Source organism: Pelotomaculum sp. FP, assembly GCF_004369245.1.
Classification (GTDB): Bacteria; Bacillota; Desulfotomaculia; order Desulfotomaculales; family Pelotomaculaceae; genus Pelotomaculum_C; species Pelotomaculum_C schinkii.
The window spans coordinates 1-17,071 of record NZ_QFGB01000004.1 but is presented as its reverse complement, the minus strand read 5'-3'; the positions used below and the strand labels follow the sequence as shown (position 1 = coordinate 17,071).

The window sequence follows — 17,071 nt, the reverse complement described above, 5'->3', positions numbered from 1 at the left end:
ACATGAGTGCCTTTTACCTAATTCCCGTTAAAAAATAAAATTCCTCCCTTAGGAGGAACTGGTGTTTAGATTAAGGTGTTATAGGCCCCTACGCCTTACGTCCTGCGACCAAACTGAGTTTTCAAGTATTAGCAAGGTAAGGTTCGTAGAAAATACGTCATTACGATTCCTCAGGACATTTGATGTCCATGACCTCACTGCCCGGCAGGGCGGACTGCAGGGGAATGAAGCTGTAACCGGCGGAGGTGGTAAAGTCCAGGTAAAGCACCTGCGGCGTCCTCACCAATTCTCTTTCCAGATTGGTCAGGCGCACCAGGGCGCCGGGGTTTAAGAAAAACTTACCGTCCACGACCTCATGGTAGCCCAGGTGGGCATGAGCGCCCAAGGTAAAGTCCGCCTCAGTAGCGGCAACTTCGGAAATCAGCGTACAGGCGACCTTGTTAGAGAAGGCTTTGGGCAGCAACATTCCGTGTACTACATGTATGGCCAGGTCGCAACCCTTTTTCTTGACCATGTAGTCTTCACTGTTTTTGTGCCGGTCCATACCTCCGTAAAAATGTTGTCCACTCAGCTGGACGACGCAGTTGCCCTTGTCCAGGTAGATTCTTTCGCGGGGTTGGAGAAGTGTAATATTTCTATTTCTGGCCAGGGAGCCCAGTGCGGCTTTTTGCAGGCTGTCCAACTGCTGGTTAACCAGATCATGGTTTCCGGCTACACAGTACAGCGGGCAATCCAGTTCTTTCAAGAACCATTTCAAAAGGTCCCAGGAGCTCTGATCGGGGTGAGGGTGGTCAAAAATATCACCCCCATGGATGACAAAATCAACTTGTAAGTCCCGGCAAAGGCCGGCAACCTCCAAGAGTTTACGGTAAATCGTTTCAGGGAAATTGTCCTTGCGGTTCTCGGGAGTAGTGCTTTTGATGTGAGTGTCGGTGAGATAAATCAGTCGCATCGGTTATCCCCCTATCCACCCTTTTTAGCTAAAAGAAATCGCGGCCTGTATCTGCACGTTTTTCATCGTCCAGCCCCACGGTAGCAAAAAGTTCCTTGAGCTTTTTCAAAATCCCCTATACTCATCAGTTCAGTATGAGAATAAAAAATTCTTCCGGCATTGTTGGTTGCTCCCCAGGTAACCTTGACGATACTCTGGTTGACACCTTTCTTTATCTCTGTTTTAACGAAAAGTTTGATGGTCATGTGGGTTTACACCCCGCTACAGCTTTTTCTGATTATTATTATATCAAAGACCGGGAATCAAAGTTTAACTTTTTGACTTATTTGCCGCCCGTTTCATAAAGCTGTCCGCCTTAATGATAAAACGCTCATGCACCCCGGTGGCGACTACTTCAACCTCGTCACGCGCTTCCACTTCAAATACCAGACGCCGGCCGTCCAATTCTGTCAGCCGGGAAACGGCAACGACATTGAGGCCAACCGGAGTAGCGGCCAGGTGCTTTATGTTTACCATCGTCCCCACGGTTGTATTTCCAGCTTCCAGGAATGGAGCTACCGAGTTTTGAGCCGCATTTTCCAACAGGGCGATAAGGGCTGGAGTGGCCAGTACACTCACCGTGCCGCTCCCGTGCGCTATGGCGGTGTTGCTTTCATCCACTGTCAGCCTTGCTTCGCCCTGAATCCCGACGTTTAATTGACGGTCCATCAAAATACACCTCCAAAATCTATTTATAGTAACGAATTCCAGCCCATAGCCTGAAATACCTTCCGGACGCTCAAAAATTACCGGTAATTCTGGAAAAGAAAACCTTAGGCGCCGCATGTAATATTGTGGTCCCTCAGGCATATTCTATCATTAAACAGGGTTAGCAGGTATTACCATGATCATTCATCCTTTAGCTTTAGGGACTGCTGCAGGTTTTCTCCTCTCGCTACCCCCGGACAGCGGCGCCATGGAAGCCGTCAACCGTGGCTTGCAGCGGGGTTTTTTGTCCTCTTTCCTGGTCGGTCTGGGTAATATTACCGGGGACACTCTCTGTTACGGCGCATTGTTATTTGGATTTACCCTCTATTTTGACAGGTTCACTTTCCTGAGGTTTTACGTCATCCTGGCCTGTTTTTTCTTTCTCTTCCTGATCGGGCTTTATTACCTCCTGGGCGGCAGGAGCCCTGCCGGCAAGTGGCTTAAGGGGCGGGTAAAGTACGTGGCAATTTGGTTTAATAATCCCTACCTTTTTGGCCTTGCCTCCTCTCTTTTTACCCCGTCCACACTGATCCTGACCGCCCCCTTCCTGGGTATGCTGGTAGGAAGCGGGACGCTTCAGGAAGTGGCGCTGCTCCTGTCCGGCTTTACTCTTGGGGGGGCGGTATGGTCCGCCCTGCTGGCCCTGATGTCGGCAGTTATTGGGCACAGGCTGGGAAACAGCATTAAAGATTTGGTCCGGAAAGCAGCCGGTCTTTGCTATCTTCTAACAGGACTGGTCGGAGTATACTTTGCCATGATGGAGATGATCCGGGCTTGAGTGAAGACATTTGGGGCTTCAGCACTCCCGAGCTGATATTAATCACATTGCTTTTTTTAGGCCTCTTCGGACGTTCCAACCTGGTGGTTACATCAGCCTGTATCCTCCTTTGCATCAGGTATTTCAACCTGGATTCGGTCCTGCTGCCGGTTTTGGAACAACGGGGCCTGGAGATTGGGCTGGTGCTGTTGATGCTCCATATCCTTTCCCCTGTAGCTACAGATAATCTGACCAAGGACGACCTGTACTCGTTAGTATCTTTTAAAGGTTTTTTAGCCCTGGTGGCGGGAGCGCTGGCTACCAAGCTGAATGGCGACGGGCTAAATCTTATGAATGCCAACCCCGAAATTATATTTGGGATGACGGTCGGCACCGTGCTGGGCATACTGTTGCTCAGGGGTACTCCCTGTGGTCCGGTTATGGCTGCCGCGGTCACTGCTGTCTTTCTACAGATTACCAACCTGCTCAGGTAACAAAGACATGTTATCAAATATAAAGGACCCGCCAGCCGGCCAAGACCGGTAACGGGTCATTAATACTCAACATAAAAATGAGAGCCTGACAGCGCCGCATTTAGCGGTCATGCTTTTTGTTGTCGGGTTTATCAGAGTTGCCGCCTTTGTCTGAGTTACCTCCTTTATCAGAGTTACCTCCTTTGTCAGAGCTGCCGCCTTTGTCAGAGTTGCCGGCGGATCTGTCTTTATCCCGGCCGCTGTTCCCAGCGCCCTCATGTTTACCTTCGCCGTTGCCTGTGGATCCCTTGCCGTTTGCATCTTTCAGACCAGCGTTACTTCGGGTTTGTTTTTCCTCCGATATTTTGGCCTTTCCTACCGGCTCTCCTTGATCTCCGGCTGATTTCTGACGTTCAAAATATATGCCGCGATTTTTAGTTACACTCTCCTGGCCTTGCTTGTTGTCATTATCCCGTCGATCATAATCCTCACCGGCAACCAGGTCTACCAGGTTCATCTTCTTTTCCTTTTCCAGTTTTCCCAGGCTCATCGAGGTAATATCGCTTATGCTGATCTGCAACCCTTTTTTATCTGATTTATTAAGCAGCAGATACCTGCCGGTGGAGATGCCGGAGGCGACAGCTTCCTGGCGCAGTTCCAGCTCGACCGGCTCTATAATCACATCTGATTCCAGACCGCTCGACTCCACCGGGCTCTTGATTGCTTCGTAAACCGAATTCAGGTCAACCAGGGGCTCGGCGCCGGAGGCAACGGTAAGGGTCGCCAGGATTACGTTATCGCCCGATTTTTCAATATAATTATCCGCAACTGCCTGCGCTACAATCAATCTAACTGCTTCACGCAAGTCCTGGCCCTTCACCTTGACCTCAGACAGGATTTTCTCCCCTTCATCATCCAGGGCGCGGGCTGAGATGACCTTTCCCGCGGTGGAGACAGCCAGTTCTATACTGGGGTTGATGTCAATGGTCAGGTAGGCTGCAGCGGGAGGCGCCTCACCAAAGTACAGCAAGCCGGCCATTAAAATAATGAACAGTGAGGCAACAGCCATTAACTGTTTCGGATAAGGCAATTTTCTCCTGTTTTCCAGTTGAATCTCCTGGCCGAGGCGGGGTACGGCTCCTCCAGGCAGTAGAACCTCCCGGTATTCTCCATCCGCAGTCAACACTATGCAGGTTTTGCGTTTTATTTTAACAACCATCCCGTGAGCATTCATTTGTATCCCCCTTAAACCCGGAAGGCATCCTCAAATATGAACTTAGATATAAAAATTCTTCCCGCATGCTGATTAAAAGAGCCATTGCGATAATATATTTTCTTCCCCGCTCCAAATTTTTGCGACGAATACCGGTGCTTTTCTCAAGTTCCATCAGGGGAAGCTTTTTTTTCTGCCTCAGCTCTTCGAAAAGCGGGCCTTCCTCCGCCAGCGACCATGCCGCACGCATCAGAGTCTGGCGGGTGTCGCGGTGACGCGGTGAGCATTTTACCAGGTCCTCAAAGGTTACCCCATACGATGTTAATAACTTGCCAAACTCCTTTATCTCTTCTTCCCTTTCCTCAGCAGCTTTTTCTTCCCAGTAAACTTCCCAGGATTTGGCGTATTCCAGGCTGCCGGAAACATATCCGTTTGGGGGTAGAAGTACACTTGATTGGGCGATCCTGCTTTCCTTCCGGTAATGGTCGGTGAGCCGGCTTCCCATTACCATCCTGGCGTAAGCTAAAAAAGGCACACCGGATTCCACCCGGTAGCGGTCGATGGCCTCGTTAAAGGCAATCAAGGCCACTGCCAGCTCGTCGTCCCGACCCCACTCCAATGCGCGCCTGGAAATACGGCACGCTGTTTTAAACACAAATGGCTTGCATTGTTCTAGAAAATCTTCCCGGGCAAGATTTTCACCATCTTTGATCAGTATGATAGTATTTTCCAGATCCTGTACAGGAAACAAATATTCACACCCCTTTATCTACCGGTGCTCACCTCTTTCCGATGGATTAAGTAGGCGTAGGGAGTATGTTCCCTTTGCTCTTATATACGTCGGATAAGATAAATTTAAGGGGGAAGCAATGCTAACAAGGAAACTGTCTCACCTCACTTTTATTCGTCCTAAAACCCGGAAAGTCCTCCCACAGTCTTCCGGCGCTAAACTGCTTGCCACAGGATTTCACTATTACAAAACATACTAACACATCACTTTGTACCAAAATATCCAGCAATACATTAATGATCTTATGATGAGTTCACCTTATAATAACATATGGAGGTGTTGTTTGATGTTAATAAAACTTCTTAAAGGTTTCTTTAATATCTTCTTTGACGGGACGGAAGCGGTAAAACTAAACCTGATTCCTGTATTGACAAAAGATGAAATACGCCGCGTCGAAAACTAAGAAACCGCGTCTGCTTAAGACGCGGTTTCGCTATTCATCCGGAAAAATCAATGCAATTTATTTTTACCCTTTTGCCGGCGCTCCGCTTGCCTTCTGGCAGCCCTGTTTTCATTGTCCTGAACCGCCCCGGTATTAGCTTTGGCCATTTTTTTTAAATGCAGGTATTTATAGTAAACATAGAAAAACATCGCGTAAACCGGTACAGCCAGCATGATTTTATACTTGTCCGGGATCCAAGGCGCCGAAATAATAGCCACACCGAGTACTGTAACTGCTATTGACAGCCATCCCCACTTGGCTGCTTCAGATTTACCTGTTGCCGCCACTCTAAATCACCTGCAATCCACCCTAAAAATACACAGGCCTTGCCTCAAAATGTCGCTACGAATTAATTCGCACATTGACCCCATAGAAATGGGTCTGTGGAGATCCCTTAAACTGCTTCGCACAAATGTTGCGTAAGCTTCAACAAGTCCGGCGCTGGTCCGCCGTGCGCGATTGAAATCGCACCCATATCGCTAAGTTTTCATTCTCTGCCGGCGCCGCGATAGCGGCATGTGGAACCACTTTGAAAATGCACCCAGATGCGTCGCTAAAAAAAGTGTGTACAAATCTGTCTCATAAGACTTGTGAAATAATTTCGTCATAATGGACTAATTATCCTGCTACTCTTATCCTAACTTAATCTAAAAGCATGAAAACCCATCAGGTTTTAAGCTGATTGGGTTTTATAATATGCTTGACAAATTATTTTCCTTTGGAGCTTTATCACTTGCTTTACTGTCCACCTTGTTGCTGCGCGCCATCATTGGGCATATTCCGGTTATCGTCCATTACCTGGACAAAGGTGATTGCTCCGTCCTTTTCCCATACCTGGATGATTTGATCCTTTTTGATATCAGAAACCTTTATTGAACTGATATCGCCGCCCCTCGGACTGCCTGTAACCACCTGGGCGCTTGCCGGAATTATAATGGTTTCGGCTTGTTCGCTGAACTTCATTTGCCCACCCGGTCCTGGACCTTTTTCATTACCCCCCTGTGGAGCGCCTTGCGCTCTCCCTTGAGGCTCCCCTTGTGGAGCTCCCTGACTTGTCCCTTGAGGCGGCCCTTGTGGAACACCCTGATTTGTTCCTTGAAGCCCCTCTTGTGGTTCAGCAGTTAGCTCAGCCTTATAGATTGTTACTTGATCATTTGCAACATCCACGACTTTAGCAGTATACGCCGGTTGATCACAGGGTAAGGCAATACCATTGGCTGTCTGGCCGTTTGCTTGCTGAGTCTGGGCCGCGGGTGTGGTCGAAGCTGCATTTTGGGGGGCGCCGGCGCCACAACCCACAAGCGAAACAGTGGCTAAAATAGCGGCGGATACTAACACTAATTTCTTAAACAAAATATCATTCCTCCTGCTTTCAAGTAAGTTTTACGCCATGCAAACATACTAACACCAGAAACTCAAAAAAACCTTAATTAGAACTTAAAAGAACTTGAATAATAGCTGAAAATATGAAATAAATGGCGCCCGGTTAAGGGCGCCATTAAAAACATAATGCAATTAAAAGTAAGGGTTGGGTCTAGGACATAAACAGACCCATGGCCAGCAGGAAAGGTGTGGCAAGAGTATACGCCACGTTACGGCCGAGAAGAGGTATCAATACCGTTAGTTGTTCATTGTTTCTCAGTACACCCTGAATTGTTTTAAGCGCCAACGGAAATGTCAAAAGAGCCAAAAGGACCAACACCGGCAATAACTTCAGGGCTACCGCCACAATAATACTGGCGTAAGTTAACATAGCTATAGCAGCGTAAACCAGAGCGCACTTGTTTTGTCCGCATAAAACGAGCAGGTGGCGGCGGCCGGCGATACGGTCCGCCTCAATGTCTGGAAATTGATTAAGGAGCAGCAGGTTGCTGACCAAAAACCCCGGTATCAGTGAAGCAACTGCGGCATTAAGGTCATAAGAACCCTGCAGAACAAAATAAGTGCCCAATACCATACAAGGTCCAAACCCCAGTCCCGGCGCCAGCAGACACAGAATAGGGGAGCGAGTGATATACTTTGTATACAAAACTACCAGCAATACTCCGGGCAGACCCACCCATAAAAGTCCCGGTCCATGCACAACCAGGAAGAAAACGCCGACAACCAATGTCACGCCCAGGCACGCAGCACCGAGGACAAGCGCTGCTGTAGCAGAAAGGCGACCGGCCGGCAGAAGCCCGCTTCCCCCGCTGAAAGGGGTGGTGGTGGTGTGCAGGTCAAGCCCGCTAATATAGTCATGATAGTCATTTAAGGCGTTGACAGCGGCATGCGCCGCTATCCCTCCGACGAGAGCGATAGCCAGGTACAGGAGGTTGATAGCGCCGTTTTTCCAGTAGACGGATGCCGCTCCCACCAGGCAGCATACCGGGGTTAGGATTAGAAACTGGGGACGTGTTTCCTGCACATAATCGGTCAAAGCACCCCGCATCCATATACTCCTTCCTCAATTAATGGTCACTGTTACAAAATGACTATTCAATGCCACAAGGCTTTTTCCCTGCCAAAAGAAAACAAAAAATTCATTCATTTCAAACTAAAGCGTCCGACTAAGACGGCCCTTTCTTTGACAACCACTTAATGACAGGTTTATCCTAATGAACCTATGGAGGAAGAATATTCATATGACATGACCGATCCATGCGCCTAATCGCCGGCGTTGCGTACCATTTTTACAAATAGGTCGACAATCTGCGGGTCAAATTGAGTGCCGCTTAATTTTACAAGTTCAGCTAAAGCCTCTTCTGAACCAATGGATTTTTTGTATGGACGGTTATTGGTCATGGCGTCATAAGCGTCAACAACCGCCATAATACGTGCTATAAGCGGTACTTCCTCTCCTTTTCGTCCCTGGGGATAGCCCATTCCGTTAAAATACTCGTGATGGGCGAGAATTGCTTCTGCTAATTTGGGCTCGTTAATGGCCTGGGCCATTCTGTAACCCACATCGCAGTGTTTTTTCATCATTTCCCATTCTTCCTCCGTTAACGATAAGGGCTTTTCCAGTATTTCCAACGGGATGACACCCTTACCGATATCATGCAAGAAGGCCATCTGGTGTAAGTCCCTTTTATCATCCGGAGACAGGTTAAGCTGCTCAGCCAGCTTATCAACCATGCTCGCTATTCTTTGACAATGCTCCTCATTTTCATGTTCTATCCGCCACAATTTTTTTTCCAGGGCACGTATAATCCGGCGGCGATTATTTTCTCTCTCAGTCAGTTTATCCTGATACATCTTACTTTCCGCCTGGCGAAACCACTCCAGCATATCGTCCTTGAAGCTATGTAAAGTAGCTGTTCCCAATGCTACACTGAGCTCAATCGGATCAACTTCGGCTTTCTGACAGGTAAGCCTGATTGTTTGACAAACGGACTCACAGCTTTCTCGATTTGTTGCAGGCAGAATTATAATAAACTCATCCCCACCCCAGCGAGCGACAACATCGCTCTGCCGGCAGCATTTCTGAAAAACCGCGGCGATGTTTTTCAGCAGTTTGTCGCCGGTTACATGCCCAAAAACATCATTGGTCAACTTCAATCCATTTAAATCAGCCATAATCAAACTCAAAGGCAATTGCTGTTCATCATGAAGTTCATACAAGAAATTGTCAACATAGGCACGGTTAAAGAGACCGGTCAGCTTGTCATGGTAGCTAAGATAATTTATTTTTTCTTCCGCAGCATGCTTATCAGTTACATCGGAAAGGATCAGCATTACAGCTTCCTTCTCGCTTTCTTGCTCAAAACGTTTGATAAGCTTGTATTCTATAGCGATATATCTATTATTAATACGGATCTTTTTTTTCAAGCGCTTCAAATAACTGATTTTTGTTGTTTCATCTGCAGCTTGAAAAACACTGTTAAAGACATTTGCAAAAAGAATATTCTGCTCTTCATCATCAGGGGCTCTCAATAAATCAAGAATATTGGCATTTTCAATATTTGCGTTAAATATTCTCCGGCATTCAGCGCTGTATTCCCGATCTATCCGCAGATCCTGCCCAAAAGTCAAAAATCCCTGACCAGCATTATCAAGAAGGTCTTTGAGCGCGCTTTCGACCTGCTTAAGGCCCCACTGTTGCCTGTCGCTAATACTTATCACCTTGTCACTGAGCTTCAGCAGCTTTTTATAGTTTAGCGCCAGTTGCCTGTAGTGAGGCAGGAGAGAATTGTCTTTATATTCCCCTGATGAAATATTTTGCAGGGCATCATTCAAAACGTTCTTTTCAGCCTCAAACAAATCACGATATTTTTGATTCTTCCCCATGTTATCAATATCCTTAAACGAGAATAATTTCGAACGGGAATTCAACATCCTCCTTGAACTCCTCAGCACACTCAAGCAGGCTTTCGTTATCAGGATCACAGTACCACTTGATCATGACTTGCTTCCCACGGCTGAATGCCTCTTGCAATTTATCGATGAAATCCATCATGCATTTGGAACTGCTGGTATTTATATAAATCAAGTTAAACTCAAAGATAGCTTTTCCCTCATCAAGCTCTTCCAGGTATTCATCCACCCAGGCGAAAACCGGAGCATAAAAGCTAACCGAATTTTCCGGGTATGATTGCCCCTTGATCGTCAGGGTATTCCCGGCAAACTTTATCTCCGGCGTCGACTTGGTTGCCTCTATATTTATTCCGACCAAGTTATCACCCCTCCTAATTTTTTGTCCCTTCACATATTGTTAAATATACACATTAATGGTTATATAGTCATACCGCTCATTTTTGGATACTATCGAACACTCAATGGGCGCGGATGCTTTTCTGGCAACCTCCAGGAGCCCCAGGCCGGCGCCGCCGGGTTCCCCATCAACAACAATTCTTGATTTTTTCAGCTGGCTTTTATAGGCGGCTTTCAATTGCCCTTTATCCATGCCATTTAGTTCCTCAATTCTGTCAGCAAGCGCTCTGGCATCTTCCTTTTTACTCATATTACCGGAAGCTACAAAGTAACGGTCACCGGCTTTCCCAATAGTCACCATGCCTGAGTTAAGAAAACTCGGCAGTTCATTTTCAAAACGCTTACTGCCCAGATAATTTCTGATGTTTTGGGTCTGCTCAATAAAAACCGAGAAAACATTCAAGGTATTGCTCTTTATGTTATCATCCGACATAATGTGTTTTTGAATTGCTTCACCTAGAACTTCAATGATTTCCTGTGAGAATGGACCTGAAAAAGTCAACAAAATACCATGTTCAACAAGTTTGCTTTTTAAATCGGTCAGGCTTTCTTTCAACACAATGGCCATCTCCTTTCCATTTCTATAGTCATCCGGCCCTTAAATCTTGAACCCGAGCACGGTAATGTCGTCTCTTTGGTTTTCCTCTCCCATGAACTCATCCAACACCTCGTTTAATATTCTTTTCTGTTCAGACAGGGGTTTTGCTTGATTTTGCATAATTATTTCCTTGAAGCGTTTGGAACCAAAGCCGAGTTCGCTTTCCCCGCCGTTTTGATCAAATAGCCCGTCAGTGGTCAGATAGCAGGCAGTTACTGCTGCCAGGCTTATCTCTGTGCTGGTAAACTGATAATCAATTTTCGATTCCTTGTAGCCCACACTTTGCCGGTCACCCTTGATTTCAAATACTTCAGGATCCCGGCAATAGAAGAGCGTAAGCCTGGCGCCCGAGTAAATCAGTTTGTTTTCGGCCGGTTTAATCAGGCAAAGTCCGATATCCAAGCCGTCGTTGGTTAGGGCGCCCGGATTATCCTGGCGCAGGGTTTCTCTCAGGAGCTTATTGAGTCTCTGCAAAATATACGCCGGGCCAAAGCCTTCAGCATCATCAGTTATCCTATCCAATATAGCGCTGGCCGTCATCGTCATCAAAGCCCCTGGAACCCCGTGGCCGGTGCAGTCAGCTACGGCAAGATACAGGTTTGAGCCGTTTCTCTTGCACCAGTAGAAATCACCACCCACAATGTCTCTTGGTCTCCAAATGATGAAATAGTCTTTGGCAGCTGTGCCCAGGGTTTCCTCCAGGTCGGGTAGAATTGAGGACTGTATCCTCTGCGCGTAGTCGATGCTTTGCATGATCCGCACATTTTTTTCGTGCAGTTCTCTGGTCCGTTCCTCGACCCGCTGCTGCAAGGTCCGGTTATATTCTTGAATAGTATCCGCCATCATATTAAAACTCCGGCTAAGCTCACCTACTTCATCACTGGTTAAAACCGGAGAACGGCTGCTAAAATCCTTCTGCGAATATCTGTTCACTGCTTCTTTAAGCTTTACTATAGGTTTTAGTAAGGTATTGATGAAAAACAGAATAACCAGGACCCCAATACCAAGAGAAACAACCAGGGCGGTTGCAAACCCCAGCCACAGCTTGTCTATGGCTTTTAGATATTGGGATTTTGGTATGGCAACGCCAAAGGTCCAGTTGGTAGACTCAATGGGACTTAAAACAAAAAACCTGTTAATCCCGTCATAATCCACCAGTTCCACTATGCCATAATTTTCGGTTCTAATTTGTTCAACGAGCGGTAGATACAGCCCGCCCATAACGCTGTCAGCTTTCTCCAGAACATCGGGCTTAGGTTGAATACTATTTTCCGGATGCACCAGAAAGTTCTGCTGGTCATCCAACAAAAACGCATAGTCGGCCTCCTCTGTTTTTGACTGTTCGGCAAGCTGCATCAGATCAGTCACCAGTATATCCGCGGCCGCTATTCCAATAAGCTTTCCATCTTGCTTAACCGGTCTGGATATGGTAAATATCATCTTCTTGGTGCTGGCGTCAAGGTATGGCGTAGTATAAACCAATCCATCATTTTTCAACGCGCCTTTATACCATTTTCTTGTAGTGCAATCAAACTCCGCTGGGGGAAGCCAGCCGGAACCATCGATAAATGGCCGGTCTCTGGTAGGAAAACCCATATAATAATCAATAACATATGTCTCTTGTCGCTTCAATTTGCTGGACAAGTAATAAAGCAAATACGCGTCGCTAAAATCACCGTTGATCTCAAGATCCTCGCCGATGCTGTTCACAATACTGCCCTGCTCAACAAACCAGCTGTTGAACTGGTTAGCATACTTCATCACCGATTCAAGAGCTTTTTGATTGACTTCATTTTTTACTATTTTATACGAGACAAGATAGCTTACCAGGGACACGATAAACAGGCAGGTAAGACAAATTAAGCAGGTAACAAATATAAATTTTGGCCTCAAACTATTAAAATGCAATAATCACACCTCTTAATTAGCCGTCCGTCAAAAATTCCATCAGGATTGGTTTCTCTCCTCCGGTCGACTTCAGATGAAGGCCATAATGCAATAATTTCCATATTCCAAATTTTAATAAATTAATTCTCTGTTTTATCTTAATTTTCCTTCCATCTGAAGTTAAACAATCACAGAAATGATATTATTTTAAAATTAATGGAATTATAAAGGGTATTGGATAGTATAATAAATATCAGAAAACCAAAGCAGAACAAATAACTAATTATGAGTTACAGAAAACATTTGAAGGCGCCCTTGTATATAAATACAAATTCGTGAACTAGAGGGCATAAATAAAAACTCACCCTTTAAAATGTTGAGGGTGAGTTTATTTATACATTGCAAGGTGAGTGTCTATGATTTTTACTGCAAAACTTACGATGATGTTTCCATCTCCGCTGCAACCCCATACCGCACATTGTTTGTCATAATCCGGCGCGGTGACAGTATCCAGACGCCCAACTATACTGACTACTTTAAAACCGCGGTCGTTAACTGCAGAGATTTTCCATTGTTATCCCCCTTTTGTCTCATTGACTCACAAATATGTATAAAATCATAATTTCCATTAATAAGCTTTATTTCCTGCAGATACTTAATATATTAACAAATGGGACTATTTTCCTGGACAGATTTTTAATTTACTATTATTGTATTTCTAAAACAATCTTTACTAGCGAAATTTGAAGCTTTAATAGTTTTTTATCTTAAAAAAATAAACGTCATATTCCGTTTGGATTAGAGTCAGCTGTAAGATAAGTAAGCTATTTATAAAACTAAAAACCAGGCCTTTCATCTGCACTTAGATATAGTTCATTTTGAGGAGACGATTGTCATGAGGATTTCCACAAAATTCATAGAAACAGGGATGAGGCTGGCCCGCCCGATATACGGACGTAACGGAGAGACACTCTTAAACAGGGGGACAACCCTGACAACACAATATATCATGTCTCTGCGGCGTCACGGGATATTAACGGTTAATATAGATAGCGGGTTCGAGGAGGATTTTAGTGATGCGCTGGAAGACATAGTGCGTTGCAGTGTCATGAAAAAGGTGCAGCATGAGATAATGGTGAACAGAAACCGGATTAGTATTAAGAACATTACGAATCAAGTGGAAATGCTGATTGATGAAATTATCAGTGGTAAAAAAATCATTGGAAATCTTACAGAAATTTGCTCTGCAGATATGTATACATACGCTCACTCAGTTGACGTATGTACACTTTCTTTAATGTTAGGCATCAGGTTGAACTACAAAAAGGATAAACTCCTTCAGTTGGGGACAGGGTGTTTGCTGCATGACCTGGGGAAAACCAAAGTATTGCCGGAAATACTGAATAAACCGGGGGTATTAAACTCAGACGAATTCAGTGAGATAAAAAAGCATCCTTTATACGGGTACAAAATGCTTTTAGACAACAATGAAGATATTGACCCCGAAAGCGCCAACATAGTCTTGGACCATCATGAGAAATATGACGGCTCAGGTTATCCACGCGGTCTTAAGGGACAGGAAATCGCTGAAATGTCTGTTATCTGCGCAGTTGCAGATGTTTATAACGCCATCACTACTGACCGTATATACAGGAGAGCCATGCCGCCGCACGAGGTCTACGAAATGATCATGGCTTCCGGCAACATGATGTTTGAGCAAAGTGTAGTGGAAGCTTTTCTGAAATGCATTGTGCCTTACAACATTGGTTCAATAGTAAGGTTGAGTAATGGCTTTGTTGGCAGAGTCTGCAGGTTAAATCCAAGCTTACCGCTCAGGCCAATTATTAAGTTATTAGATTCAAGGGAAGAAATTGATCTGGTGCAAGAAAAAAGTATTGTTATTAACGGCCTATTACAACATGAAGACATTATAAAAGAGGGAATTGACAAGGCCTTAGAGAAAGTGGGAAGTGTGAAGTTCATGAACGATTTTACAGCAATCTAGTAGAAAGATGTCTAAGTTATCTTTCTTTGGCGGAGGCAAGTATGATTGCCATGGTGAATCCTGAGATTCAAAGTACAATAAATGCACCCTTATTTACTAGAAATAACAAATACTATTTTTACATAATTTCTTTTACTCCAACTGTTTCCATGTTATAGCAATCTTCGCACCCAGGCATTCGTACACCAAAGCATCTTCCTTTTCGAACTTGGAGTAAGTGACAAAGTTAGAGCTTTGTTAAAGCTACTTCTGGGATGATTTTGAAATAATAAATGATTATAACCGGTATCAACCAAAAGTGGTAATCGCTAACGTGGAACGAATTTAAGGCCTCTACTAACAATTTGTCTTTCCCTGGCTAAACTTCAGCTCCTCCGAATAGGGAAAATATTTTCCTCAATAATGGCACAGAAAAACCCGGCTTATAACCGGGCTAATTTCATATTACTGGTCTGCCCTATTACTGAGACAGGCCTGTTATGGGTAATGCCCTGGGCTTGTGCTGCCGCATGTACCACCATCTTAGAGCCATTTTTAAGCCGTATTTAATAATTTATATATTTATACGCCTAATCTTTCTTTTAGTGCATCCTGAAGCACCTTGGACAAGCTAATGCCAGCATCAGCTGCTTTTACGTCCAACCATCCGGGTATACTGATTGTACGGCGTACTGCACGATTATCGCGTAATTCAGCCCGTACAAGACTGACGAATTGGTTTTTAGAAGTAGTAATGTTTTTTATATCGCTGGAATTTGGAACGCTCTCTTTTTCTTCTAGTAAATATTCAATCCATTGCGTTAAAGCACTTTGAGCCATATATATAGCATTACCTAGAGATTTTCCCTCACTGATACAGCTTGGTAAATCAGGAAAGGTAATTGTATAACTACCATCGCTATTTTGTTCAAAGATTGCTGGATAAACATATTCCATAAGGTTTTTACCCCTTTCTAATTTACTTTATATAACACCCAAAGGTGGCGGGATTTATTTTAACCCCGCATCCTTCAGGATTTGTCTGGCTGTGTTTTCGTTGATTTCTCGATGTCTCGGGACTTGTACGGCTCGCTTATCAGGGGCCTTGTAGATGGTGTGATTTCCGTCATCCCTTATTTCGCGGAAACCGTTAGCTTCTAGCTTTTTTATTAAGTCCCGTCGCTTCACCTTATATGTACCTCCTGTCTACGCTTACATTATATTACGTAAATTACGTAATGTCAATGTGAGTTATTTAAATTACGTAATTTTTTCTAAAAATGAAAGATGGGTCTTTTTTTTGGCCTAACTCCCAGCTCTGTGATTCTGCCAGGGTTGAATATAGCCGCATAGATAAAGGTAAGTAGAAGCATATAAAAACAAGGGTGAAACAACACCCTTGCAATGATAGATAAATTAAACTTTCAAGCGTTTCTTTAATGCATCCTGTAAGATCTGCGGAAAATTAATATTCTCACGTTCTGCCATAGTATTAAGCCACTGCGGAAGCGTAAGCGTCTTTTTCACTCCTTGTTGTCATAGAAGCGTCTATACTCCATAGTGTCAGCACCCACCAAAGAAACAAAACAACCATCTTGAACCTTTATATCATTAGGGTCGGATGCCGGTGGAATAGCTGCCTTGTTTTCTTCAAAATTATACAGCATTAAGCATAATACATCGGCTGCCATATCATAAGCGTCTTGCAAGTCATCCCCTTGTGTATAGCAGCTTTCAATATCCGGGAAGTTCACGGAATAACCGCCTTTTTCTTCCGGTTTAAAAATTGCCGTCGCATGAAAGGCGCTTCCTTCACGGCAAGCTCTGCCGCTTCTCAACCAGCTCTATCTTTATTCCTGGTTCGGCCATCTGTCCCCCTGTCCTGTGTCAATAATAGCAATGATTTTTACAACGGGTTTCCTCTTTTTTCGATATTATCGGTTGGCAGCCTCTGCAGACTTCTTCTCCTTGATAACGTGCCATACCTTTTCAGCGGTAACAGGCAGGTCGTGGAACTTGAGACCTGTGGCTCTGTTGATAGCGTTGACAATAGCCGGCCCGACTGGAGCCGTGGTGCCCTCGCCCGCTTCCTTGGCTCCGAAGGGGCCTTCCTCATCGGGACCGCCGTATAAGATGGTCTGAACCTGCGGCATATCTAGCGCGGTCGGGAAACGGTAGTCACGGAAGGACGGATTGAGCATCCTGCCCTTGTCGTCGAACTGGGCCTCCTCAAAACATATATAAGCGAACCGTGCCCTCAATAAGCGACTGCGATATGCAGCTGCTTGTCAACTACGACTGGCCGGGGCAACATCCGTGAGCTGCAAAACATCATCGAGCGTGCCGTAATCCTTAGCAAAAACGACATGATAGAGATCGCTCCGCTGCTCTTTCCCTCCAAAGACAACATGTAATTTTGCAGAATCTTTGTCCTAGCGATTTGCACAATAATTAGGCTTAAAATTTCTATTCAAACTGCAAAATTTGCACAATTTTTGTTTGGAAAAACTTAAAAATTGCACAATATATGTTTTGC

The 17,071-nt window shown here is 45.0% G+C and carries 20 protein-coding genes; 4 read left to right on the top strand and 16 right to left on the bottom strand.

The genetic code is table 11. The features are described 5' to 3' along the window. Window positions 1–160: 160 nt before the first annotated feature. From Psfp_RS02610 to Psfp_RS02600, 3 genes are all read right to left on the bottom strand, one after another. On the bottom strand, window positions 161–952 hold the full coding sequence (locus Psfp_RS02610) for a metallophosphoesterase (protein WP_134216998.1): 792 nt from the start codon (window positions 950–952) through the stop codon (window positions 161–163). Between the two features lie 62 nt (window positions 953–1,014). Then, window positions 1,015–1,197, bottom strand: coding sequence for a hypothetical protein (locus tag Psfp_RS02605; protein WP_243120440.1), 183 nt, complete (start codon window positions 1,195–1,197; stop codon window positions 1,015–1,017). Window positions 1,198–1,261: 64 nt separating this feature from the next. Beyond that, window positions 1,262–1,660 carry a thioesterase family protein gene (locus tag Psfp_RS02600; protein WP_134216997.1) on the bottom strand — a complete coding sequence of 133 codons (399 nt, stop codon included), beginning with the start codon at window positions 1,658–1,660 and terminating at the stop codon, window positions 1,262–1,264. Between the two features lie 175 nt (window positions 1,661–1,835). Here Psfp_RS02600 and Psfp_RS02595 point away from each other — a divergent pair, with 175 nt between their 5' ends. After that, window positions 1,836–2,477 (top strand): LysE family transporter, encoded by a 642-nt coding sequence (locus Psfp_RS02595; protein ID WP_134216996.1) that lies wholly within the window; start codon window positions 1,836–1,838, stop codon window positions 2,475–2,477. Next, a complete protein-coding gene (locus tag Psfp_RS02590) occupies window positions 2,474–2,950 on the top strand; it encodes a DUF441 domain-containing protein (RefSeq protein WP_134216995.1) in 477 nt (158 codons plus the stop codon). Before Psfp_RS02595 ends, Psfp_RS02590 begins: the two co-directional genes overlap by 4 nt. 100 nt (window positions 2,951–3,050) lie before the next feature. On the opposite strand, the gene Psfp_RS02585 is transcribed toward Psfp_RS02590, so the two are convergent. The 9 genes from Psfp_RS02585 to Psfp_RS02545 all read right to left on the bottom strand — a co-directional run bounded on the left by Psfp_RS02585 (window position 3,051) and on the right by Psfp_RS02545 (window position 12,500). After that, window positions 3,051–4,163, bottom strand: coding sequence for an anti-sigma factor domain-containing protein (locus Psfp_RS02585; RefSeq protein ID WP_134216994.1), 1,113 nt, complete (start codon window positions 4,161–4,163; stop codon window positions 3,051–3,053). Continuing rightward, on the bottom strand, window positions 4,138–4,893 hold the full coding sequence (gene sigI / locus Psfp_RS02580; RefSeq protein WP_134216993.1) for an RNA polymerase sigma-I factor: 756 nt from the start codon (window positions 4,891–4,893) through the stop codon (window positions 4,138–4,140). The genes Psfp_RS02585 and sigI overlap by 26 nt, the downstream gene beginning before the upstream one ends. A 489-nt stretch (window positions 4,894–5,382) precedes the next feature. Next, entirely contained in the window at window positions 5,383–5,661 is a 279-nt protein-coding gene (locus Psfp_RS02575) for a hypothetical protein (RefSeq protein ID WP_134216992.1), read from the bottom strand. A gap of 451 nt (window positions 5,662–6,112) precedes the next feature. Continuing rightward, window positions 6,113–6,727: a hypothetical protein gene (locus tag Psfp_RS02570; protein ID WP_134216991.1), complete on the bottom strand. Its 615-nt coding sequence runs from the start codon at window positions 6,725–6,727 to the stop codon at window positions 6,113–6,115. A 181-nt stretch (window positions 6,728–6,908) separates the two neighbouring features. Then, window positions 6,909–7,805 carry a prenyltransferase gene (locus Psfp_RS02565; RefSeq protein ID WP_134216990.1) on the bottom strand — a complete coding sequence of 299 codons (897 nt, stop codon included), beginning with the start codon at window positions 7,803–7,805 and terminating at the stop codon, window positions 6,909–6,911. A gap of 215 nt (window positions 7,806–8,020) precedes the next feature. After that, on the bottom strand, window positions 8,021–9,691 hold the full coding sequence (locus Psfp_RS02560; protein WP_134216989.1) for a diguanylate cyclase: 1,671 nt from the start codon (window positions 9,689–9,691) through the stop codon (window positions 8,021–8,023). Further along, a complete protein-coding gene (locus Psfp_RS02555) occupies window positions 9,657–10,028 on the bottom strand; it encodes a DUF1987 domain-containing protein (RefSeq protein WP_134216988.1) in 372 nt (123 codons plus the stop codon). The genes Psfp_RS02560 and Psfp_RS02555 overlap by 35 nt, the downstream gene beginning before the upstream one ends. A 39-nt stretch (window positions 10,029–10,067) precedes the next feature. Continuing rightward, a complete protein-coding gene (locus Psfp_RS02550; protein WP_134216987.1) occupies window positions 10,068–10,625 on the bottom strand; it encodes a SiaB family protein kinase in 558 nt (185 codons plus the stop codon). A gap of 39 nt (window positions 10,626–10,664) precedes the next feature. Then, the gene (locus Psfp_RS02545; RefSeq protein ID WP_153189491.1) at window positions 10,665–12,500 is read right to left on the bottom strand and encodes a cache domain-containing protein; all 1,836 of its coding nucleotides are present in this window, start codon (window positions 12,498–12,500) and stop codon (window positions 10,665–10,667) included. A 946-nt stretch (window positions 12,501–13,446) separates the two neighbouring features. Between Psfp_RS02545 and Psfp_RS02540 the strand changes: the two genes are divergently transcribed. Beyond that, window positions 13,447–14,556 carry an HD-GYP domain-containing protein gene (locus Psfp_RS02540; RefSeq protein WP_134216985.1) on the top strand — a complete coding sequence of 370 codons (1,110 nt, stop codon included), beginning with the start codon at window positions 13,447–13,449 and terminating at the stop codon, window positions 14,554–14,556. Between the two features lie 561 nt (window positions 14,557–15,117). On the opposite strand, the gene Psfp_RS02535 is transcribed toward Psfp_RS02540, so the two are convergent. The 4 genes from Psfp_RS02535 to Psfp_RS02520 form a co-directional block, all read right to left on the bottom strand. Next, entirely contained in the window at window positions 15,118–15,492 is a 375-nt protein-coding gene (locus tag Psfp_RS02535; protein ID WP_134216984.1) for a type II toxin-antitoxin system HicB family antitoxin, read from the bottom strand. A 54-nt stretch (window positions 15,493–15,546) separates the two neighbouring features. Beyond that, complete coding sequence (locus tag Psfp_RS02530) at window positions 15,547–15,723, bottom strand: type II toxin-antitoxin system HicA family toxin (protein ID WP_134216983.1); 177 nt, start codon at window positions 15,721–15,723, stop codon at window positions 15,547–15,549. Window positions 15,724–16,058: 335 nt separating this feature from the next. Beyond that, the gene (locus Psfp_RS02525) at window positions 16,059–16,373 is read right to left on the bottom strand and encodes a type II toxin-antitoxin system HicB family antitoxin (protein WP_348981099.1); all 315 of its coding nucleotides are present in this window, start codon (window positions 16,371–16,373) and stop codon (window positions 16,059–16,061) included. 96 nt (window positions 16,374–16,469) lie between these two features. Further along, window positions 16,470–16,796, bottom strand: coding sequence for a molybdopterin-dependent oxidoreductase (locus Psfp_RS02520; protein WP_192895237.1), 327 nt, complete (start codon window positions 16,794–16,796; stop codon window positions 16,470–16,472). 24 nt (window positions 16,797–16,820) lie between these two features. On the opposite strand from Psfp_RS02520, the gene Psfp_RS22430 reads away from it, so the two are divergent. Then, on the top strand, window positions 16,821–16,949 hold the full coding sequence (locus Psfp_RS22430; RefSeq protein WP_282434316.1) for a hypothetical protein: 129 nt from the start codon (window positions 16,821–16,823) through the stop codon (window positions 16,947–16,949). The last annotated feature ends 122 nt before the right edge of the window (window positions 16,950–17,071 follow it).